This window comes from Paeniroseomonas aquatica, assembly GCF_030409335.1.
In the GTDB taxonomy this organism is placed as follows: domain Bacteria; phylum Pseudomonadota; class Alphaproteobacteria; order Acetobacterales; family Acetobacteraceae; genus Belnapia; species Belnapia aquatica.
Genome location: NZ_JAUFPN010000177.1, coordinates 1 through 17,860, shown reverse-complemented (window position 1 = coordinate 17,860; position 17,860 = coordinate 1). Strand labels below are relative to the sequence as shown.

The 17,860-nt window shown below is 73.0% G+C and carries 18 protein-coding genes and 1 pseudogene; 11 read left to right on the top strand and 8 right to left on the bottom strand.

Translation table 11 applies throughout. The features are described from left to right. From QWZ14_RS19250 to recR, 3 genes and pseudogenes are all read left to right on the top strand, one after another. A pseudogene (locus QWZ14_RS19250) lies at positions 1-543 on the top strand (DNA polymerase III subunit gamma/tau); the annotation flags it as partial. Between the two features lie 10 nt (positions 544-553). Further along, on the top strand, positions 554-889 hold the full coding sequence (locus tag QWZ14_RS19245) for a YbaB/EbfC family nucleoid-associated protein (RefSeq protein ID WP_290318441.1): 336 nt from the start codon (positions 554-556) through the stop codon (positions 887-889). Between the two features lie 7 nt (positions 890-896). Beyond that, entirely contained in the window at positions 897-1,535 is a 639-nt protein-coding gene (gene recR / locus QWZ14_RS19240) for a recombination mediator RecR (protein WP_290318440.1), read from the top strand. A gap of 12 nt (positions 1,536-1,547) precedes the next feature. On the opposite strand, the gene QWZ14_RS19235 is transcribed toward recR, so the two are convergent. From QWZ14_RS19235 to QWZ14_RS19215, 5 genes are all read right to left on the bottom strand, one after another. Further along, entirely contained in the window at positions 1,548-2,558 is a 1,011-nt protein-coding gene (locus tag QWZ14_RS19235) for an FkbM family methyltransferase (RefSeq protein WP_290318438.1), read from the bottom strand. 154 nt (positions 2,559-2,712) lie between these two features. Next, positions 2,713-2,892 (bottom strand): CsbD family protein, encoded by a 180-nt coding sequence (locus QWZ14_RS19230; RefSeq protein WP_290318436.1) that lies wholly within the window; start codon positions 2,890-2,892, stop codon positions 2,713-2,715. Positions 2,893-2,980: 88 nt separating this feature from the next. Beyond that, positions 2,981-3,988: an amino acid ABC transporter substrate-binding protein gene (locus QWZ14_RS19225; protein ID WP_290318435.1), complete on the bottom strand. Its 1,008-nt coding sequence runs from the start codon at positions 3,986-3,988 to the stop codon at positions 2,981-2,983. Positions 3,989-4,000: 12 nt separating this feature from the next. Then, entirely contained in the window at positions 4,001-5,338 is a 1,338-nt protein-coding gene (locus QWZ14_RS19220; RefSeq protein WP_290318434.1) for an aspartate aminotransferase family protein, read from the bottom strand. After that, on the bottom strand, positions 5,335-6,162 hold the full coding sequence (locus QWZ14_RS19215) for a MurR/RpiR family transcriptional regulator (RefSeq protein WP_290318433.1): 828 nt from the start codon (positions 6,160-6,162) through the stop codon (positions 5,335-5,337). Before QWZ14_RS19215 ends, QWZ14_RS19220 begins: the two co-directional genes overlap by 4 nt. 98 nt (positions 6,163-6,260) lie before the next feature. Between QWZ14_RS19215 and QWZ14_RS19210 the strand changes: the two genes are divergently transcribed. Genes QWZ14_RS19210 through QWZ14_RS19180 form a run of 7 tightly spaced genes read left to right on the top strand, consistent with a single transcriptional unit; the run spans position 6,261 to position 13,390 of the window. Beyond that, the gene (locus tag QWZ14_RS19210; protein ID WP_290318431.1) at positions 6,261-8,093 is read left to right on the top strand and encodes an extracellular solute-binding protein; all 1,833 of its coding nucleotides are present in this window, start codon (positions 6,261-6,263) and stop codon (positions 8,091-8,093) included. Continuing rightward, positions 8,093-9,193: a microcin C ABC transporter permease YejB gene (locus tag QWZ14_RS19205; RefSeq protein WP_290318430.1), complete on the top strand. Its 1,101-nt coding sequence runs from the start codon at positions 8,093-8,095 to the stop codon at positions 9,191-9,193. Before QWZ14_RS19210 ends, QWZ14_RS19205 begins: the two co-directional genes overlap by 1 nt. 5 nt (positions 9,194-9,198) lie before the next feature. Beyond that, complete coding sequence (locus QWZ14_RS19200) at positions 9,199-9,354, top strand: hypothetical protein (protein ID WP_290318429.1); 156 nt, start codon at positions 9,199-9,201, stop codon at positions 9,352-9,354. Between the two features lie 19 nt (positions 9,355-9,373). Then, a complete protein-coding gene (locus tag QWZ14_RS19195) occupies positions 9,374-10,396 on the top strand; it encodes an ABC transporter permease (RefSeq protein ID WP_456307259.1) in 1,023 nt (340 codons plus the stop codon). Further along, positions 10,393-12,003: an ABC transporter ATP-binding protein gene (locus QWZ14_RS19190; protein WP_290318427.1), complete on the top strand. Its 1,611-nt coding sequence runs from the start codon at positions 10,393-10,395 to the stop codon at positions 12,001-12,003. Before QWZ14_RS19195 ends, QWZ14_RS19190 begins: the two co-directional genes overlap by 4 nt. Next, complete coding sequence (locus QWZ14_RS19185) at positions 12,000-12,455, top strand: hypothetical protein (protein ID WP_290318426.1); 456 nt, start codon at positions 12,000-12,002, stop codon at positions 12,453-12,455. Before QWZ14_RS19190 ends, QWZ14_RS19185 begins: the two co-directional genes overlap by 4 nt. 2 nt (positions 12,456-12,457) lie before the next feature. Beyond that, on the top strand, positions 12,458-13,390 hold the full coding sequence (locus QWZ14_RS19180; RefSeq protein WP_290318425.1) for a 2-hydroxyacid dehydrogenase: 933 nt from the start codon (positions 12,458-12,460) through the stop codon (positions 13,388-13,390). Between the two features lie 48 nt (positions 13,391-13,438). Here QWZ14_RS19180 and QWZ14_RS19175 read toward each other — a convergent pair whose 3' ends face one another. The 3 genes from QWZ14_RS19175 to QWZ14_RS19165 all read right to left on the bottom strand — a co-directional run bounded on the left by QWZ14_RS19175 (position 13,439) and on the right by QWZ14_RS19165 (position 16,780). Next, a complete protein-coding gene (locus QWZ14_RS19175) occupies positions 13,439-13,837 on the bottom strand; it encodes a MarR family transcriptional regulator (RefSeq protein WP_290318424.1) in 399 nt (132 codons plus the stop codon). 179 nt (positions 13,838-14,016) lie between these two features. Continuing rightward, positions 14,017-15,405 (bottom strand): leucyl aminopeptidase family protein, encoded by a 1,389-nt coding sequence (locus QWZ14_RS19170; protein ID WP_290318423.1) that lies wholly within the window; start codon positions 15,403-15,405, stop codon positions 14,017-14,019. 226 nt (positions 15,406-15,631) lie between these two features. Beyond that, the gene (locus QWZ14_RS19165; protein ID WP_290318422.1) at positions 15,632-16,780 is read right to left on the bottom strand and encodes a rhamnan synthesis F family protein; all 1,149 of its coding nucleotides are present in this window, start codon (positions 16,778-16,780) and stop codon (positions 15,632-15,634) included. A 160-nt stretch (positions 16,781-16,940) separates the two neighbouring features. Here QWZ14_RS19165 and QWZ14_RS19160 point away from each other — a divergent pair. Next, positions 16,941-17,860, top strand: a 920-nt coding sequence (locus tag QWZ14_RS19160; protein ID WP_456307258.1) for a hypothetical protein, incomplete at its 3' end; no start/stop codon positions are given.

Genomic DNA, 17,860 nt, shown 5'->3' with positions numbered 1-17,860 from the left:
GGCGGCGCCATCCTGGCCCAGGCGGTGGCGGCCGAGTGCCAGGCCCGGCCGCAGCAGTGGCGGGACGTGGTCGCGCTCGCCTCCGGCCGCCGCGCCATGCTGCACGCGCATCTGGTCCACAGCGTCCATCCGGTGAAATTCGCCCCCGGCCGGATCGAGGTCCGGGTGCAGCCCGGCGCCCCGCGCGACCTGGCGGCCGAGCTCTCCGCCCTGCTGGCGGAGCAGACCGGCCAGCGCTGGACCATCGCCCTCAGCAACGCGGAGGGCGAGCCGACCCTGGCGCAGCAGGGCCGCGCCGCGGATTCCGGGCGCCGCAGCATCGCCGCCACCCACCCGCTGGTCCAGGCGGTGCTGGCGGCCTTCCCCGGCGCCACCATCGAGGCCGTCCGCGATGCCAGCGCCGATGCCTATGGGCTGACCGATGCCGGCCCGGCCGACTTCGCCGCCCCGGCCCCGGCCGAGCCCGAGGATGCGGCCAGCATCTCGGACGAGAGCGAACCGGCCGACTACGACGATGTTCCACCCCCCGACGAAGACCGATAGGGAGCCCCCGATGAAGAACCTCGGCAACATGCTGAAGCAGGCCCAGCAGATGCAGTCCAAGATGGCGGAGATGCAGGCCAAGCTGGAGGCCGCGACCATGGACGGCGCCGCCGGCGGCGGCATGGTGAAGGTCACGCTCTCCGGCAAGGGCGACCTCAGGCGCGTCGCCATCGACCCCAGCCTGATGGTCGCCGAGGACCGCGAGGTGCTGGAGGATCTGCTGGTCGCCGCCCATGCCGACGCCAAGGCCAAGGTCGAGGCGATGATGGCCGAGGAGATGTCCCAGGCGACCTCCGGGCTGAACATCCCCGGCGGCCTGCCCGGCGGCTTCAAGCTGCCGTTCTGACCCGCGCATGGCCGAGCAGGACCCCCGCGGGGACCCGCCCAGGGACCTGCCCCGGGACCCCATAGAACACCTGGTCGGCCTGCTCGCCCGGCTGCCCGGCCTCGGCCGCCGCAGCGCCCGCCGGGCGGCGCTCAAGATGCTGATGCACCCGGAGAAGGCGATGCTGCCGCTGGCGGAAGCCCTGCGCGCCGCCGCCGCCGCGGTGCAGCCCTGCGGGGTCTGCGGCAACCTCTCGGCCCGCAACCCCTGCGGCATCTGCACCGATGCGCGGCGCGACCGCGGGCTGATCTGCGTGGTCGAGGGGGTCGCCGAGCTCTGGGCGCTGGAGCGCGCCCATGCGCACCGCGGCCTCTATCACGTGCTGGGCGGCACCCTCTCGGCGCTCGGCGGCGTCGGGCCGGAGGATCTGGCGGTGCAGCCGCTGCTCGCCCGCATCGCCGAGGCGGCGGTGCCGGTCGAGGAGGTGATCCTGGCCCTGCCCGCCACGGTGGATGGCGCGACCACGGCGCACTACCTCTCGGACCGGCTGCAGGGCAGCGGCGTGCAGGTCACCCGGCTGGCCCAGGGCGTGCCGATGGGCGGGGCGCTCGACGTGCTGGACGAGGGCACCCTGGCCGCGGCGCTGAAGGCCCGCCGCAGCCTCTGAGCGCGCTGGCGCTCAGCCCGGTTCCTGCCGGCTGATCAGCACGTCGCTGTGCGGCAGCGCCAGCAGGGCGGAGGCCGCCAGCGGCTCGAAGCCGCCGCCGGCGTTCACCAGCCAGAAGCGGAAGCCCATGCCCTGCAGCCAGGCGATGAAGCCGCCGAGGTCCGCCCGCGCCGCCATCATCCCGACCGACCATTCGCTGATGATCCGCAGCGCCGGCGAGCGCCCGATGGCGGTGGCGGCGCCGCGCAGCGCCTGCGGCTCCGAGCCCTCGATGTCGATGCGGATGAGGTCGAGCGGCGGCCCCTCCGCCAGCAGCGAATCCAGCGCGATGCCGGGCACCTGCACCTGGCTGGAGTAATCCGCGTGGTAGCCGGCCTCGGCGCCGGGGGGCACCACGTTGCCGCTGCCGAAGTGGTCCGGCTGCGCCGCCAGCGTCACCATCCCCGGGCGGTCCAGCGCCGCGAGGTTGTGCACCGTGACCCAGGGGGTCATGCCGTTGATGAAGATGCTGGCCCGCAGCAGCGGCGTCAGCCCCGGGCTGGCCTCGAAGGCATGCACGCGGCCGCCGGGCCCGACCGCCCCGGCCAGGGTCAGGGTGTGGTAGCCGATGTTGGCCCCGACATCGACCGCCAGCATCCCCGGCTGCAGCAGCCGCAGCAGGGCCTTCTCGACATGGGTCTCCCAGATGCCGTTCAGCAGGATATGCGGCCCGAGGTCCATGTCGGTCGGCGGCACGTAGATCTTGAAGCCGCGGTGCGTCTCGGTCAGCACCCGGTCGCCGAGGAAGACGGTGACCGGCCGCTGCCGGCCGCCCGGCTCCTGCGGGCTGCGGGGGGCTCGGCCTTCGGCCACCATCCGGTCGTAGCGCTCGCGGAATTCGCCGGTGCTGCACATGTAGGCGCCGAGCTCGAGGCGGTCGCGGAAGCCGAGGCGCAGGTGGTAGTTCACCGCCTCCTCGCTGTCGGGGGACCGGCCCAGCACCATCTGGAAGGAGGCGACGACGTCGTCGTGGTTAACGCTCATGGTCGCCCTGCCCCGCCCCGGATCCTGTACGGCAGCAAAATATGGGGTTTGGCGCAGCGCCACAAGCCATTGGCGCGCAGAGCGCAAAGGCTTCCTCACGCAAAAAGGGCGACGGACCCTGTCCGCCGCCCCCTCCGCAGCCTGGCGTCCAACCTCAGTCGGTCGCGTCGCGGGCCTTGTCCTTCGCGCCGCCGACGGCGTTCTGCACCTTGCCCTCGGCCTTGTCGGTCTTGCCCTCGGCCTGCAGCGCGGCATCGCCGGTCACCTTGCCGGCGACATCCTTCACCGCGCCCTTGACCTGCTTGCCGATACCTTCGATCCGGTCCTTGTCCATGCTGTGCTCTCCCTGCGCTGGCCGCGACATGCAGCCGCTTCGGGATGGAAACGCGGGGCCGGTCCGGATGGTTCCGGCCACGGGCGCGTCAACGGAACGGGATCGCGTACATCAGCCCGCCGCCGGTCCAGAGCCCGTTCAGCCCGCGCCGCAGCTTGAGCGGGCTGCCCTGGCCGACGTTGCGCTCGAACACCTCGCCGTAGTTCCCCACCGCGCGGATGGCGTTGTAGGACCAGCGGTTGTCGAGCCCGAGCCGGCTGCCGAACTCGCCGCCCGCGCCCAGCAGCCGCTGGACGGTCGGGTTGGCCCCGGCCGCCTGGGCCTCGGCATTGGCGGCGGTGACGCCGAGCTCCTCGGCCTCGACCAGCGCGTAATGGGTCCAGAGGATGATGTTGGACCACTGGTCGTCGCCGTTGCGGGTGAAGGGGCCGAGCGGCTCCTTGCTGATGGTCTCCTCCAGCACCCGGTAGGCGGCGGGGTCGCGCGCCGCGGTAAGCGCCCCGGCCAGCGCGCTGCTGTCCTGGGTCATGGCGTCGCAGCGGCCGGCGTAGAAGGCCTCGTACATCGTGTCCACGCGCTCGAAGACCACGGGGCTGAACTTGATGCCCCGGGCGCGGAAGACGTCGTTCAGGTTCAGCTCGTGCGTGGTGCCCTGGGCCACGCAGATGGTCGCGCCGTCGAGCTCCTGCACCTTGCTCACGCTGGCGTCGCGGCGGATGGCGAAGCCCTGGCCGTCGTAGAAGGTGACCGGCCCCTGGTTGAGGCCGAGCGAGGCGTCGCGCAGGAAGGTCTGGGTGCTGTTGCGGAACAGCACGTCGATCTCGCCGGTCTGCAGCGCGGTGAAGCGGGCCTGCGCGGTCAGCGGCACGAAGCGCACCTTGGTCGCGTCGCCGAGCACCGCCGCGGCGACGGCGCGGCAGTAGTCGACGTCGAGGCCGCGGTACTCGCCCCGGCTGTCGGGGACGGAGAAGCCGGCGAAGCCCTGGCTGACGCCGCAGTTGAGGATGCCGCGCTGCTTCACGGCGGCCAGCGTCTGCGCCTCGGCGCCCGCCATGCTTGCCACGGCGAGTGCCGCGGCCAGGATCCAGCTCTTCATCGTCGTTTCCTCCTATGCCTGCACGCTGGCGAGCGCCGCATCCACCGCCGCGCCGAAGCGGTCGACGATGGTCTCGATCTGCCCTGGCGTGGCGATGTAGGGGGGCGCCAATATCGCATGGTCGCCGCGGCGTCCATCGAGGGTGCCGCCCATGGGGTAGCAGGCGAGCCCCCGCGCGAAGGCTTCCTGCTTCACCCGCTCGTTCAGCTTCAGGCCGGGGTCGAAGGGCGCCTTGCTGGCGCGGTCGGTGACGAATTCCACCGCCCAGAACAGCCCCCGCCCGCGGATGTCGCCGATGTTGCGGTGGTTGCCGAAGCGCTCCACCAGCCGCTGCTCCAGCAGGGCGCCCTGGGCCTTCACGTTGTCCAGCAGCTTCTCGTCCCGGATCACCTGCTGCACCGCCACGGCGGCGGCGCAGGCGACGGGATGCGCCTGGTAGGTATGGCCATGCATGAAGGCGCCGCTGCCGCCGTTCAGCCCCTCGATCACCCGGCCATGCACCAGGATGCCGCCGATCGGCTGGTAGCCGCCGCCGAGCCCCTTGGCGACGATCTGGATGTCCGGCGTCACGCCTTCCTGCTCCCAGGTGTGCAGCGTGCCGCAGCGGCCCATGCCGCTCATGACCTCGTCGAGGATGAGCAGCGCGCCGTGCCGGTCGCAGACCGCCTTCATCGCCGGGAAGTAGCCGGGCAGGGCGGCGACGCAGCCGAGCGTCGCGCCGACCACCGTCTCCGCCATGAAGCCGATGACGGTATCCGGGCCGAGCCGCTGGAATTCCGCCTCCAGCTCCGCGGCCAGCCGGGCGACGTATTGCGCGTCGCTCTCCTCGCCCTCGCGGTCGCGGTAGGCGTAGCAGGGCGAGACATGGCTGAAGGCGGGCGAGAGCAGCGGCGCATAGGGCGCGCGCCGCATCGCGTTGCCGCCGGCCGAGAGCGCGCCGAGGGTGTTGCCGTGGTAGCTCTGCCGCCGGGCGATGAAGCGCACCCGCTGGGGCTGGCCGATCTCGAGGAAGTACTGGCGCGCCAGCTTGATGGCGGCCTCGTTGCCCTCGCTCCCGGAGGAGCAGAAATAGGCATGCGTCAGCCCGCCCGGCGCATGGCCGACCATGATGTCGGCCAGCTGCTCCGCGCTCTCGCAGGAGAACAGCGCGGTATGGGCATAGGCGAGGGTGTCGAGCTGCGCCTTGATGGCCTCGATCACCCTGGGGTGGCCATGGCCGAGGCAGGCGACGGCGGCGCCGCCGGAGCCGTCGATGATCTCCCGCCCGGCCTGGTCGTACAGGTAGATGCCCTCGCCCCGCACCGCGAGGGGCGGGTCGGCGCGCAGGCTGCGGTGCACGAGATGGCTCATCGGGGGTCCTCCGGTTCGGTCCAATAGGCGCCAAGGCTGGCGAGGCGGGCTTCGCTGGCGCGCAGCCGCCGCAGCGCGGCCTCGCCCCCCGCGGCCAGGACCGCGGCGGCGAGCGCCTGGGCCAGGGCCACGGCCGCGGTCAGGCTGGGGAAGAAGGCCGGGGTGGCGGTGGCGAAGCCCAGCAGGTGGTCGGCGCCGCGGGCGATGGGTGCCGCCGGGCTGTCGGCCAGGACGATGGTGGCGAGGCCGCCGTCGCGGGCCGCCGCCTGCGTCGCCAGCCCGGCGCGCGCATAGGGGGCGAAGCCGATCAGCACCAGCGCCTCCCCCGGCCGCATGGCGCCGAGGTCGAGGTCGAGCGCGGCCTCGCCGACCAGGGCGGTGTCCGGCCGGAACAGCCGCAGCTGGTAGTGCAGCAGGCTGGCGACGGCCCGGCACGACCGGAAGCCGGCGACATGGATACGCGGCGCCCGGTCGAGCGCCGCCGCCGCCTCGCGCAGCGCCGCCTCCGGCAGGCTGGCCAGGGCCGCGATATTGGCCGCCTCGGCCGCCTGGATGGCGTCCAGCCCGCCGCCGCCGGCCCGGCTGGAATAGGGCGCCGGGCGGCGGTGCTCCTCGATGGCGGCGGCCCGCAGCGCCTCCCAGCCGGTGAAGCCGAGCGCCTGGGCGAGCCGGGTGAAGGTCGCCGGGCTGGCCCCCGCCTCGGCCGCCAGGGCGCGCATGGAGCGCGTCGCGGCATCGAAGGGCCGGGCCGAGACATGCCGCCCCGCCGCCGCCAGTTGCGGCGGCAGGCCGGGCAGCGCGGCGCGGAGGCGGTCGGCGAGCATGGTCCAAACGTTTCATGGCGGCGGGGCTGATGCAACAGATGTTTCTCCCTTCCCGCTAGTTGTTGTCGCCGGCCGGGCGAACCCCCATCCTGCCGGGCATGGATCGCCGCACCCTCCTGGCCTCGGGCCTCGCCCTTCCCTTCCTGCGGCCCGCCGCCGCGCGGGCGCAAAGCCGCAGCCACGCCCTGTCGCTGCTCGGCGACCCGGCGCTGCCGCCGGGCTTCACCCATTTCCCCTGGGTCAACCCGGACGCCCCGAAGGGCGGCGAGATCGCGCTGACCGCGCTCGGCAGCTTCGACAGCTTCAACGGCTACGTGCTGCGCGGCACCCCGGCGGTCGGCCTGACCAACCTCTACGACACCCTGCTGAAGAACAGCTCGGACGAGGCCAGCACCGAATACTGCCACCTGGCCGCGGCCATCGAGCAGCCGGCCGACCGCATGGGCGTGACCTTCGAGCTGCATGCGGACGCCCGCTTCCACGACGGCCGGCCGGTGACGGCGGATGACGTGGTCTGGACCTTCAACACCCTCCGCCAGCAGGGCCGGCCCTTCTACCGCGCCTATTGGGCCGACGTGACCGAGGTGGTGGCCGAGGCGCCGAAGCGCGTCGCCTTCCGCTTCAAGTCGAACGAGAACCGCGAGCTGGCGCTGATCCTCGGCCAGATGCCGGTGCTGCCGAAGCACTGGTGGGAGGGCCGCGACTTCGCCCGGCCGCTGCTGGAGGCCCCGCTCGGCTCCGGGCCCTACCAGCTGGAACGCTTCGAGAGCGGCCGCAGCCTGACCTACCGCCGGGTGCCGGACTACTGGGCGGCGGCGCTGCCCACCGCCCGCGGCACCGCCAATTTCGACGTCATGCGCTACGAGTACTTCCGCGACGCGACGGTGGCGCTGGAGGCCTTCAAGGCCGGGCAGATCGACTTCCGCACCGAGAACATCGCCAAGGAATGGGCGACCGCCTACGACTTCCCCGCGGTGCAGCGCGGCCTGGTGAAGCGCGACGAGATCCGCCACGAGATCCCGACCGGCATGCAGGCCTTCGCGGTGAACCTGCGCCGCCCGCTGTTCCAGGACGCGCGCGTGCGCCGCGCGCTGATCGAGGTCTTCGACTTCGAGTGGATGAACGCCAACCTGTTCTACGGCAGCTACGCCCGCACCACCTCCTACTTCTCCAACTCCGAGCTGGCCTCCTCCGGCCTGCCGGAGGGGCGCGAACTCGAGATCCTGCAGGCCTACAAGGGCCGCGTGCCGGACCGGCTGTTCACCGAGCCCTATGCGCTGCCGGTCACCGACGGCTCCGGCAACAACCGCGAGGGGCTGCGCCGGGCGCTGGGCCTGCTGCGCGAGGCCGGCTGGGTGGTGAAGGACCGCAAGCTGGTCAATGCCCAGGGCCAGCCCTTCGCCTTCGAGATCCTGCTGAACGGCCCGAGCTTCGAGCGCGTCGCGCTGCCCTATGTGCAGACCCTGCAGCGCCTCGGCATGGAGCCGCGGGTGCGGACCATCGACCCGGCGCAGTACCAAGTCCGGATCGACGCCTTCGACTACGACATGACGGTGGAGGGCCAGGGCCAGTCGCTGTCGCCGGGCAACGAGCAGCGGGACTTCTGGACCAGCGCCAAGGCGCAGGAGAACGGCAGCCAGAACGTCGCCGGCATCGCCAACCCGGTGGTCGACGAGCTGGTCGAGCTGGTCATCGCCGCCCCCGACCGCGCCGAGCTGGTCGCCCGCACCCGGGCGCTGGACCGCGTGCTGCTCTGGGGCGACTACATGATCCCGCAGTGGCACAGCCGCACCTTCCGCGTCGCCTACTGGGACAAGTTCGGCCGGCCGCCGCGCAATCCGAAATACGCGCTGGCGCTGGACAGCTGGTGGGTCGAGCGGACCCGCGAGGGCAGCGTCGAGCAGGGCAAGCGCGAAGCGAAGCCGCAGTAGTGGGCGCCTACCTCCTTCGCCGCCTGCTGCTGGTGGTGCCGACCCTGGTCGGCATCATCCTGATCAATTTCGCCGTGGTGCAATTCGCCCCCGGCGGCCCGGTGGACCAGATGCTGGCGGAGCTGAAGGGCGACGCCGGCAGCAGCCTCGGCCGCATCTCCGGCGAGGGCCAGGGCGAGACCCGCGGCTCGCCGCGCAACGAGAACAGCGGCAATACCACCGCCTACCGCGGCGCGCGGGGGCTCGACCCCGCCATCGTCGCCGAGATCGAGCGGACCTTCGGCTTCGACAAGCCCTGGCAGGACCGGCTCGCCACCATGCTGGCCGGCTACGCCCGCTTCGACCTCGGCCGCAGCCTGTTCCGCGACCGCCCGGTGGTGGATTTGATTCTGGAGAAGATGCCGGTCTCGGTCTCGCTCGGCCTCTGGTCGACGCTGATCATCTACCTCGTCTCCATACCTTTAGGCATCCGCAAGGCGGTGCGGGACGGCAGCCGCTTCGACGTGGCGACCAGCGCGGTGGTGCTGGTCGGCTACGCCATCCCCGGCTTCCTCTTCGCCATCCTGCTGGTGGTGCTCTTCGCGGGCGGCAGCTTCGTGCAGTGGTTCCCGCTGCGCGGCCTGCTCTCGCCGGGGATGGAGCAGGCGCCCTTCCTGGCCCGCGCCGCCGACTACACCTGGCACATGGTGCTGCCGACCCTGGCGCTGGTGATCGGCGGCTTCGCCGGGCTGACCATGCTGACCAAGAACTCCTTCCTCGAGGAGATCAACAAGCACTACGTCACCACCGCCCGGGCCAAGGGTGCCGGCGAGCAGCGGGTGCTCTACGGCCATGTCTTCCGCAACGCCATGCTGCTGATCATCGCCGGCTTCCCGGCGGCCTTCATCGGCATCCTCTTCACCGGGGCGCTGCTGGTCGAGATCATCTTCTCGCTCGACGGCCTCGGCCTGCTCGGCTTCGAGGCGGCGATCCGGCGCGACTACCCGGTGATGTTCGGCACGCTCTACATCTTCACCCTGCTCGGGCTGGTGATGCAGATCGTCGGCGACTTCGCCTATACGCTGGTCGATCCGCGGATCGACTTCGACTCCCGGCGGTAGCACCCATGCTCACGCGCAGCAGCGCCACCCCGAGCCCCCTCCCGAGCCCCCGTGCCCGCAAGGGCCGCATCGCGCTCGGCGCCCGGCTGGAGGCGCGGCCCGCCTTCGCCGCGACGGTGCCGGTGCCGCACCCCTTCCGGCCGTGGCCGCCGTGCTGGTAGACAGGCGCCGATGACCCCGATGACCCAACGCCGGCTGGCGAATTTCCGCGCCAACCGCCGCGGCGGGTGGTCCCTCTGGATCTTCGCCGTCCTTTTCCTCGTCACCCTCTTCGCCGAGTTCCTCGCCAACGACCGGCCGCTGCTGGCCCGGGTCGACGACCGCTGGCTGGTGCCGGTGCTGGTGGACTACGCCGAGAGCGACATCCTGGCCGATGGCCTGCCGACCGAGGTGGACTGGCACGACCCGGAATTCATGCGGGAGGTGACGCAGCGCGGCTGGCTGCTCTGGCCCGCCATTCCTTACGCCTATGCGACGGTGGTGCGCGACCTCGGCCGGCCGGCGCCCTCGCCGCCCTCGGCGAAGAACCTGCTCGGCACCGACGACCAGGCGCGGGACGTGCTGGCGCGGGTGATCTACGGCTTCCGCATCTCGGTGCTCTTCGGCTTCACCCTCACCATCGTCGCCTCGGCCATCGGCATCGCCGCCGGCGCGGTGCAGGGCTTCTACGGCGGCCTCACCGACCTGCTGTTCCAGCGCTTCATCGAGATCTGGTCCGGCATGCCGCAGCTGTTCCTGCTGATCATCCTGGCCAGCGTCATCGAGCCGAGCTTCTGGACCCTGCTGATCTTCCTGCTGGTTTTCTCCTGGATGGGCCTCACCGGCGTGGTCCGCGCCGAGTTCCTGCGCGGCCGCAACCTCGACTACGTCCGCGCGGCGAGGGCGCTCGGCGTCTCCGACACGCGGCTGATGGTCCGCCACATCCTGCCCAATGCCATGGTGGCGACGCTGACCTTCCTGCCCTTCATCCTCTCGGGCAGCGTCACCATCCTGGCCAGCCTCGACTTCCTCGGCTTCGGCCTGCCGCCCGGCTCGCCCTCCCTCGGCGAGCTGCTCTCCCAGGGCAAGAACAACCTCCAGGCCCCCTGGCTCGCCTTCACCGGCTTCGTGGTGCTGGGCGGCGTCCTCACCCTGCTGATCTTCATCGGCGAGGCGGTGCGCGACGCCTTCGATCCCCGCAAGCTGCCGGGTGGCGGGCGATGACGCCGCCGCTGCTGCGGGTCGAGCACCTCTCGGTCGCCTTCGCCGGCCGAAGGGTGGTCCGCGACGTCTCCTTCCAGGTGAACCCCGGCGAGACCCTGGCCCTGGTCGGCGAATCCGGCAGCGGCAAGTCGGTCTCGGCGCTGGCCGCGCTGCGGCTGCTGCCGCCGGCCGCCGAAATCCCCGAGGGCCGCATCACCCTCGACGGCATCGACGTGCTGGGCGCCGACGCGGCGGCGCTGTGCCACCTCCGCGGCGGCGTCGCCGGGATGGTCTTCCAGGAACCGATGACCTCGCTGAACCCGCTGCACAGCATCGGCCGCCAGGTGGGCGAGGCGATCGTGCTGCACCAGCCGCTGTCGGGCGCCCCGCTGCGCGCCCGCATCCTCGAGCTGCTGCGCCAGGCCGGGCTGCCGCGCGCCGAGGAGCGGCTCGGCGCCTATCCGCACCAGCTCTCGGGCGGCCAGCGCCAGCGGGTGATGATCGCCGCGGCGCTCGCCTGCTCGCCGAAGCTGCTGATCGCCGACGAGCCGACCACCGCGCTCGACGTCACCATCCAGGCCCAAATTCTTGAACTGCTGGCCGAGCTCAAGCAGCGCCTCGGCATGGCCCTGCTGCTGATCACCCACGATCTGCAGATCGTCCGCCACCACGCCGACCGCGTGGTGGTGATGAAGGATGGCGAGGCGGTGGAGCAGGGGCCGGCGGCCGAGGTCTTCGCCGCGCCGCGGCACGCCTATACCCGGATGCTGCTGGCGACCCAACCGCGCGGCCGCCCCGCCCCGGTGCCCGAGGACGCCCCGGTGGTGGTCGAGGGCCAGGGCATGCAGGTGCATTTCCCCATCCGCCGCGGCCTGCTGCGGCGGACGGCAGGCTACGTGAAGGCGGTGGACGGCGTCTCGCTGACCATACGCGAGGGCGAGACGGTCGGACTGGTCGGGGAATCCGGCAGCGGCAAGACCACCCTCGGCCTTGCCCTGCTGCGGCTCGAGGCCAGCCGGGGCGCCATCCTCTTCGAGGGCCGCGACCTCCAGCCGCTCTCGGCCACGGCGCTGCGGCCGCTGCGGCGGCGGCTGCAGATCGTCTTCCAGGACCCCTATGGCTCGCTCTCGCCGCGGCTCTCGGCCGCCGAGATCATCGGCGAGGGGCTGGAGGTGCACGAGCCCGGCCTGACCCGGCCGGCGCGCGAGGCCGCCGTCGCCCGGGCGCTGGAGGAGGTCGGGCTCGACCCCGCCACCGCCCAGCGCTACCCCCATGAGTTCAGCGGCGGCCAGCGCCAGCGCATCGCCATCGCCCGCGCCCTGGTGCTCAAGCCCCGGCTGGTGGTGCTGGACGAGCCGACCAGCGCGCTCGACGTCTCGGTCCAGGCCCAGGTGGTGGAGCTGCTGCGGGCCTTGCAGGCGAAGCACCGCCTCGCCTACCTCTTCATCAGCCACGACCTGCGGGTGGTCCGGGCGCTCGCGCATCGCATCATCGTCCTGAAGGACGGCCGGGTGGTCGAGGAAGGCGAGGCCGAGCGGCTTACCGCCGCGCCCGCCCAGCCCTATACCCGCGCCCTGATGGCCGCGGCATTCGAGCTGCGCGCCGAGACGGGAGGCCTGCGCGGGTGACGGAGCTGGAGCGGTTGCGGGAGTTGCTGGACGCCGACAAGGTCAAGCTCGGCGTCCATATCCGCAAGATGAACACGCCGGGCACCCCGGTCTATCGCAGCTTCGAGAACGTGGCCCCGGCCGCCGCCATCCTCATCGGCTCCTTCGGCAGCACCATGCTGGTGCATTTCTACCTCGGCTTCGCGGTGCTGCTGGCAGGCTGCTGGTGGTGGCTCGGCAAGCACATGCCGCGGGTGAAGGACGGCGTCTTCGACCGCACCGCCGCCATGGTCCTGGCCGATGACCGGACCTTCCAGATGTGGTGGGCCCAGGGCGTGCTCAGCCTCTATGCCAAGGCGACCGACGGCGAGGAACGCGCCGCCACCGGCCGCAACGACTGGCGCGCCTGGGTCCGCGCGCTGCCCGAGGACCTCGAGACCCTGTCGCCCGACCGGCGGCACCAGGGAGAATGACCATGGCCATTTTGCTCTCCACCAAATCCGCCACCATGGCAGCCTGGCGCGACGCGCTGCTCGAGGTCGACCCGAGCCTCGAGGTGCGGCTCTTCCCCGAGGCCGGCGACCCCGCCGAGATCGAGGCCGCGGTCTGCTGGACCGCGCACGACATGGCCGAGCTGCGCCGTTACCCCAACCTCAGGCTCATCGTCTCCATGGGCGCCGGCGTCGACCACCTGATGCGCCCGCCCGGGCCGCCGCCCGGCATCCCGGTGGCGCGGCTGGTCGACACCCGGCTGACCCAGGGCATGACCGAATGGGTGCTGCTGAACGTGCTGCGCTTCCACCGGCAGGACGCCGAGTACCGCGCCCAGCAGGCCGCCCGGATCTGGCACGAGCTGCCGGCGCCGGACACCGCGGCGCGGCGCATCGGCATCCTCGGCCTGGGCGAGCTGGGCGGCGATGCCGCGCGCCGGCTGCTGGCGCTCGGCTTCCCGGTCATGGGCTGGTCGCGCCGGCCGAAGGACCTGCCGGGGGTCGAGGGCTTCCACGGCGCCGCGGGGCTGGAGGCGATGCTGGCCCGCAGCGACATCCTGGTCTGCCTGCTGCCGCTGACGCCGGACACCCGCGGCCTGCTCGATGCGCGCCGCCTGGGGCTGCTGCCGCGCGGCGCCTTCCTGCTGAATGCCGCCCGGGGCGGCCATGTGGTGCAGCCGGACCTGCTGGCCGCGCTGGACGCGGGCCATCTGGCCGGGGCGGCGCTCGACGTCTTCGAGCCGGAGCCGCTGCCGGCCGATCACCCCTTCTGGGCGCATCCGAAGGTGGTGCTGACGCCGCATGCGGCGAGCATCACCATCCCGCGCAGCGCCGCGCCCCAGGTGGTGGAGAACATCCACCGCGCCCGTGAGGGCAGGCCCCTGATCAACCGCGTGGACTTCGGCGCCGGCTACTGACCGGCGCCTCCGCCGGCGGTGGCAGGGCCACCGCCAGGCCGGGCCGTCTCAGCCGGCCTTGCGGGTCTCGCGCTCGGCGTTGGCGGCCTCGGCCGGCATCTCATGCGTCTGGGTCTCGGCCTCGGACATGATCTGGCGCATGTCGCGGAGGAAGGCCGTGCCCTTCAGCGTGCGCTGCACGATGACGCTGCGGCGGTCCATCGGGTCCACCTTGCGGCGGGCAAGGTCGAGTTCGCCGAGCCGGTCCAGCGCCCGGGTGATGGCGGGCTTCGAGACGTTCAGCTCCGCCGCCAGGCCGCGCACGGTATGCGGGCCGTCGGTGAGGTAGACCGTCAGGAAGACGCCCAGCTGCCGCGCCGAAAGGTCGGGGCCGTCGCGCCGGACGAGGGCGACGACCGTGTCACGCAGGATGCCGACCAACTGGTCGGGGTTGCTCTGAATCGCCATATCTCCAATCCCCTTGCCCATCCGGGCCATGAACCGGGTGACGACAAGGGGTTGCCTCATCGGACCGGGATAGACACGCCACTGAACGCTGCAAACCGGCTAACGCGTCGTGTAGTTGTGAGAGCGTCGCGAGCCGAAAAGTTTCCGCATCATCTCGTTTTCGTTATCGCGCCGGCGTCTTACGGTGCCGGTGCAGGTTCGCCCGCGAACATATTGGCGATGCCCGCCGCCAGGGCGCGCATCGCCTGGGCCTCTCCGCCTTCCGGCCGTGCGGGCCGGCCGGCATCGTTCCAGGCGTAGATATCGAGATGCGCCCAGCGCACGGACCTGGGCACGAAGCGCTGCAGGAACAGAGCCGCGACGATCGCCCCCGCCATCGGGCGGGACGACACGTTGTTGAGGTCGCACTGCGGCGTATCCAGCCAGGAATCGTATCCGTCGAACAGCGGCAGCCGCCACAGCGGATCGTCGGCATCCCGTCCCGCCGCGAGTAGCGTTTCCGCGAGCCCGTCGTCCGGCGTGAAGAGCGCCGGCAGGTCCGGGCCGAGCGCCACCCGCGCCGCCCCGGTGAGGGTGGCGCAGTCGATCAGCAGCGCCGGCGCCTGCTCGGCCGCGTAGGCGAGCAAATCGCAAAGGACCAGCCGGCCCTCCGCGTCGGTATTGCCGACCTCGACGGTGAGCCCGGCCCGGGTCCGCAGCACGTCCATCGGCCGGAAGGCCTCGGCCGAGACCGCGTTCTCCACCGCGCCGATCAGCACCAGCAGCCGCACCGGCAGCCGGGCGCGCATGACCATCTCGGCGACGCCCAGCACGATCGCCGCGCCGCCCATGTCCTTCTTCATCCGCAGCATGCCGGCGGAGGGCTTCAGGTCGAGCCCGCCGGTATCGAAGCAGACCCCCTTGCCGCAGAGCGCCACCAGCGGCGCCGCCGGGTCGCCCCATTCCAGCAGGGCGACGCGCGGCGCCCGCGCCGCGGTGGCGCCGCGCCCGACCGCCGCCAGCGCCGGGAAGCCGGTCGCCAGGGCCTCGCCCTCGATGACGCTGCAGCGGCCGCCGTGCCGCGCCGCGAGTTCGCCGGCCGCGCCGGCCAGCTCCGCCGGGCCGAGCAGGTTGGCCGGGGTGTTGATGAGGTCCCGCACCCGCCAGGCGGCTTCCGCGGCCTGCACGGCGGCCTCGGTGCCGGGCGGCGGCACGAGCCTGGCCGGGCTCCGCTTCGGCGCCTTGAAGCGGCTGAAGCGATAGGCGCCGAGGCACCAGCCGAGCACCGCCGCCTCGGCATGCGCCGCGGGGTCGGCCAGCCGCCAGGCCGAGCCGGCCGGCAGCGCCTGGGCGAGGGCGCCGAAGGCCTGCGGGGCGACCGGGGCCTCCCCCAGGCCGAGCACGGCGCCGATGATCCCGTCCTCGCCCGGCAGCAGCTGCCATTCCTGCGCCCGGGCGGCGAAGCCGCTGGCCGCGAGGAAGCCCGCGGCGGCCGGCGGCAGGCGCTGGCGCAGGGCGTCCAGCCCGGCGGGGCCGGTGCAGTGCAGCGGCAGGCCGGCGGCGTCCGGTGCGGCAAGGCATTCCATCATCAGGCTTCGGTCCCGGAACAAAACGCCGTGTAGGGAGCGGCCCGGCTGCAACCCTGGATCGTACCGGACCGGCATAGCCTGCCCCGTCTCCCCGGCGCTGTCCAGCAACTTGCAACAGAGTCGCAATGTAACCCGTTCATTCCACGCATTTCATCCGCCGCCCATGCACCGCCCCGGAGGCAGCGCGCCATGCGGCAGCCTTCCATTCATTACGAAAAAGGTATAATTATTGGTTCGGATCTAATAATACGGCATGCGTTGCGGGGCCGCAACCGCCCTCCAGCACCGCCAGGTGCTGCCGGATCATGGCGACGGAGCAGGGGGCCTCCGCCGGGACCAGCGCCGGCCAGTCCGCCACGCCCGGAAGCCGCCCCGGGTTGCGCCGCACCAGCTCGGTCTTGAGGAAGGGGAAGCCCAGCCGCCGCACCAGGGCGAGCCACAGGTGATGCGCCGGGTTCAGCGGCTGCTCGCGCAGCCGCGCCGCCCGCGCCTCGGGCGCCAGCGCCTCCAGGTCGTGCAGCAGCGGGTGGGAGGCGGCGAGCTGCGCCCGCTCGGCCGGGTCTGCCAGGGTCGCCGCCACCAGCCGGCCGTAGCCGAACAGCGCCGCCACCCGGTGCCCGCGCGCCCGCATCCAGCGGGCGAAGCGCAGCTCCCCCCGCTGCACCACCAGCCACTTGGAATGGCTCACCCGCATCGCCGCGAGGAAATGGTGCAGGTCGGCCACCGCCGCGGCGCCGCGGGTCAGCAGGAAGTAGCTTTGCAGGTGCGGCCCGCCCTGGATGCTCTCGGTCAGGCCGAACAGCCCCGGGCCGCCGTCCCGCAGCGACGCCAGCATCGGACCGAAGGGGCGGATCGGCCCGAGCACGCTGTCGTTGGCCAGCAGCAGCTCCCCGGCCGCCGGCCAGCGCCGCCGGGCCTCCGGCGCCAGGTCCCGCCAGGCGCCGAAGTCGAGGCCGAGGTTCCGCCGCTGCACCACCAGCGCCGCCACCGCCCGCACCGCCTCCCAGTCGGCCGCCGGCAGGCCGGGCGCGTTGCTGATGAAGACCACCGCGAACCCGGCCGCCGCCAGCAGCCGCAGCTGCTCGAGCACCAGCGCAGAGACCCGGCCCGAGGCGGCGTAGTGCACATACAGCGCCACGCTGCGCGCGCCCGGCCGCGGATCCTCCCCGGCCTCAAGCCGGAGCAGCGGCGAGGGCCCGGGGAAGCGCCGCCGCCAGGCGTCGCGCGGCAGCGCGGCGGCGACCTCGAGCCCCACCTCCGCCACCCGCCGCGCCAGCCGGCGCCAGGTGCCGGCGGTGCTGTAGCCATGCACCGCGCGGCGCAGGCCGGGCGGCTGTTCGGTCAGGTCGGTGAGGCGAAAGGGCTCGGGGGACATCCCGGCGTCATGCCCTGCTGCACCGGCCCTGGCCAGGGCGGGCGCGAGGGAAAGGCCCCCCCAGGTGGCCCCCTGGCGTGGTTTGGGTTACGCAGCGCCCAGGCCCGCCCCGCGACTCCGACCCGCCGCCACCGCCCCAGCCAGCCCGAGGTTTGCCCGCATGCCTTCCCCCTTGCCGCCCGACGAGCCCGAGGGCCGGCGCCCGCCCCGGGAGGGAATGCCGGCGCTCGGCGATGCCGTCGACCGGCCCTGGACCCGGCGGCAGCGGCTGCTGTGGCGCGGCGCCACCGCCTGGCGCTGGCTCTGGGCGCGGCTGCCGGAGGGCGCGGCCGCCGGCCGCATCCGCCTCGCCTCGATGATCCGCCGCCTGCTGGGGGCGCCGCCGGCGGTGCCGCGCGGCAATCCGCTGCGGCCCGGCCACATGGAATTCTGGATCGCCGCGCATGCCACGCCGGGGCCCGGGGACCTCGCCGCCATCCAGGCGCAGATCGCCGCCTTTCCGGCCCGGCCGCGCTTCGTGCTGCGGCTCGATGCCCGCGGCGCCGCCCCGGCCGCGGTGGCGTCGACCTGCCGCTCCCTCGCCGCGCAGCTCTACCCGGCCTGGGAGCTGCAGGTGCTGGGCGCCGCCCGGGGGGGCCTCCCCGGCGGCGAGGCGCGGATCGTTCCGGTCGCCGGACCCGATGCCGCCGCCTGGGCGCTGCCGGCGGCGGATGCGGCCACCTGGGTCATGCCGCTCGCCGCCGGCGACACGCTGTTCGACACCGCGCTCTACCGCCTCGCCGCCGCGGCGGTGGCGCAGCCGGAGCTGGCGATCCTCTACGGCGACGAATGCCGCCCGGACGGCCTGCATCCCGGCGCGCATCCCTGGTTCAAGCCGGATTTCGACCTCGACCGGCTGCTGGGCGCCGACCTCTTCGGCCATGCCGCCGCCTTCCGCCCCGGGCTGCTGCCCGCCACCGCCCCGGAGGCGGAGGCGGAGGGCTGGTTCGCCGCCGGGCTGCGCGCCGCGCTGGCGGCCGGCGCCGCGCGGATCGGCCATGTCCCGGCGCTGCTGGTGGCCCGGCCCGCCGCCGCGCCGCC

Bases quoted from the DNA above. Each gene is read 5' to 3' on its own strand.
- QWZ14_RS19245 (WP_290318441.1), top strand. From the start codon at position 554: ATGAAGAACCTCGGCAACATGCTGAAGCAGGCCCAGCAGATGCAGTCC.
- QWZ14_RS19170 (WP_290318423.1), bottom strand. From the start codon at position 15,405: ATGATGGAATGCCTTGCCGCACCGGACGCCGCCGGCCTGCCGCTGCAC.
- QWZ14_RS19225 (WP_290318435.1), bottom strand. From the start codon at position 3,988: ATGAAGAGCTGGATCCTGGCCGCGGCACTCGCCGTGGCAAGCATGGCG.
- QWZ14_RS19195 (WP_456307259.1), top strand. From the start codon at position 9,374: ATGACCCAACGCCGGCTGGCGAATTTCCGCGCCAACCGCCGCGGCGGG.
- QWZ14_RS19200 (WP_290318429.1), top strand. From the start codon at position 9,199: ATGCTCACGCGCAGCAGCGCCACCCCGAGCCCCCTCCCGAGCCCCCGT.
- QWZ14_RS19190 (WP_290318427.1), top strand. From the start codon at position 10,393: ATGACGCCGCCGCTGCTGCGGGTCGAGCACCTCTCGGTCGCCTTCGCC.
- QWZ14_RS19175 (WP_290318424.1), bottom strand. From the start codon at position 13,837: ATGGCGATTCAGAGCAACCCCGACCAGTTGGTCGGCATCCTGCGTGAC.
- QWZ14_RS19215 (WP_290318433.1), bottom strand. From the start codon at position 6,162: ATGCTCGCCGACCGCCTCCGCGCCGCGCTGCCCGGCCTGCCGCCGCAA.
- QWZ14_RS19210 (WP_290318431.1), top strand. From the start codon at position 6,261: ATGGATCGCCGCACCCTCCTGGCCTCGGGCCTCGCCCTTCCCTTCCTG.
- QWZ14_RS19180 (WP_290318425.1), top strand. From the start codon at position 12,458: ATGGCCATTTTGCTCTCCACCAAATCCGCCACCATGGCAGCCTGGCGC.
- QWZ14_RS19230 (WP_290318436.1), bottom strand. From the start codon at position 2,892: ATGGACAAGGACCGGATCGAAGGTATCGGCAAGCAGGTCAAGGGCGCG.
- recR (WP_290318440.1), top strand. From the start codon at position 897: ATGGCCGAGCAGGACCCCCGCGGGGACCCGCCCAGGGACCTGCCCCGG.
- QWZ14_RS19220 (WP_290318434.1), bottom strand. From the start codon at position 5,338: ATGAGCCATCTCGTGCACCGCAGCCTGCGCGCCGACCCGCCCCTCGCG.
- QWZ14_RS19235 (WP_290318438.1), bottom strand. From the start codon at position 2,558: ATGAGCGTTAACCACGACGACGTCGTCGCCTCCTTCCAGATGGTGCTG.
- QWZ14_RS19165 (WP_290318422.1), bottom strand. From the start codon at position 16,780: ATGTCCCCCGAGCCCTTTCGCCTCACCGACCTGACCGAACAGCCGCCC.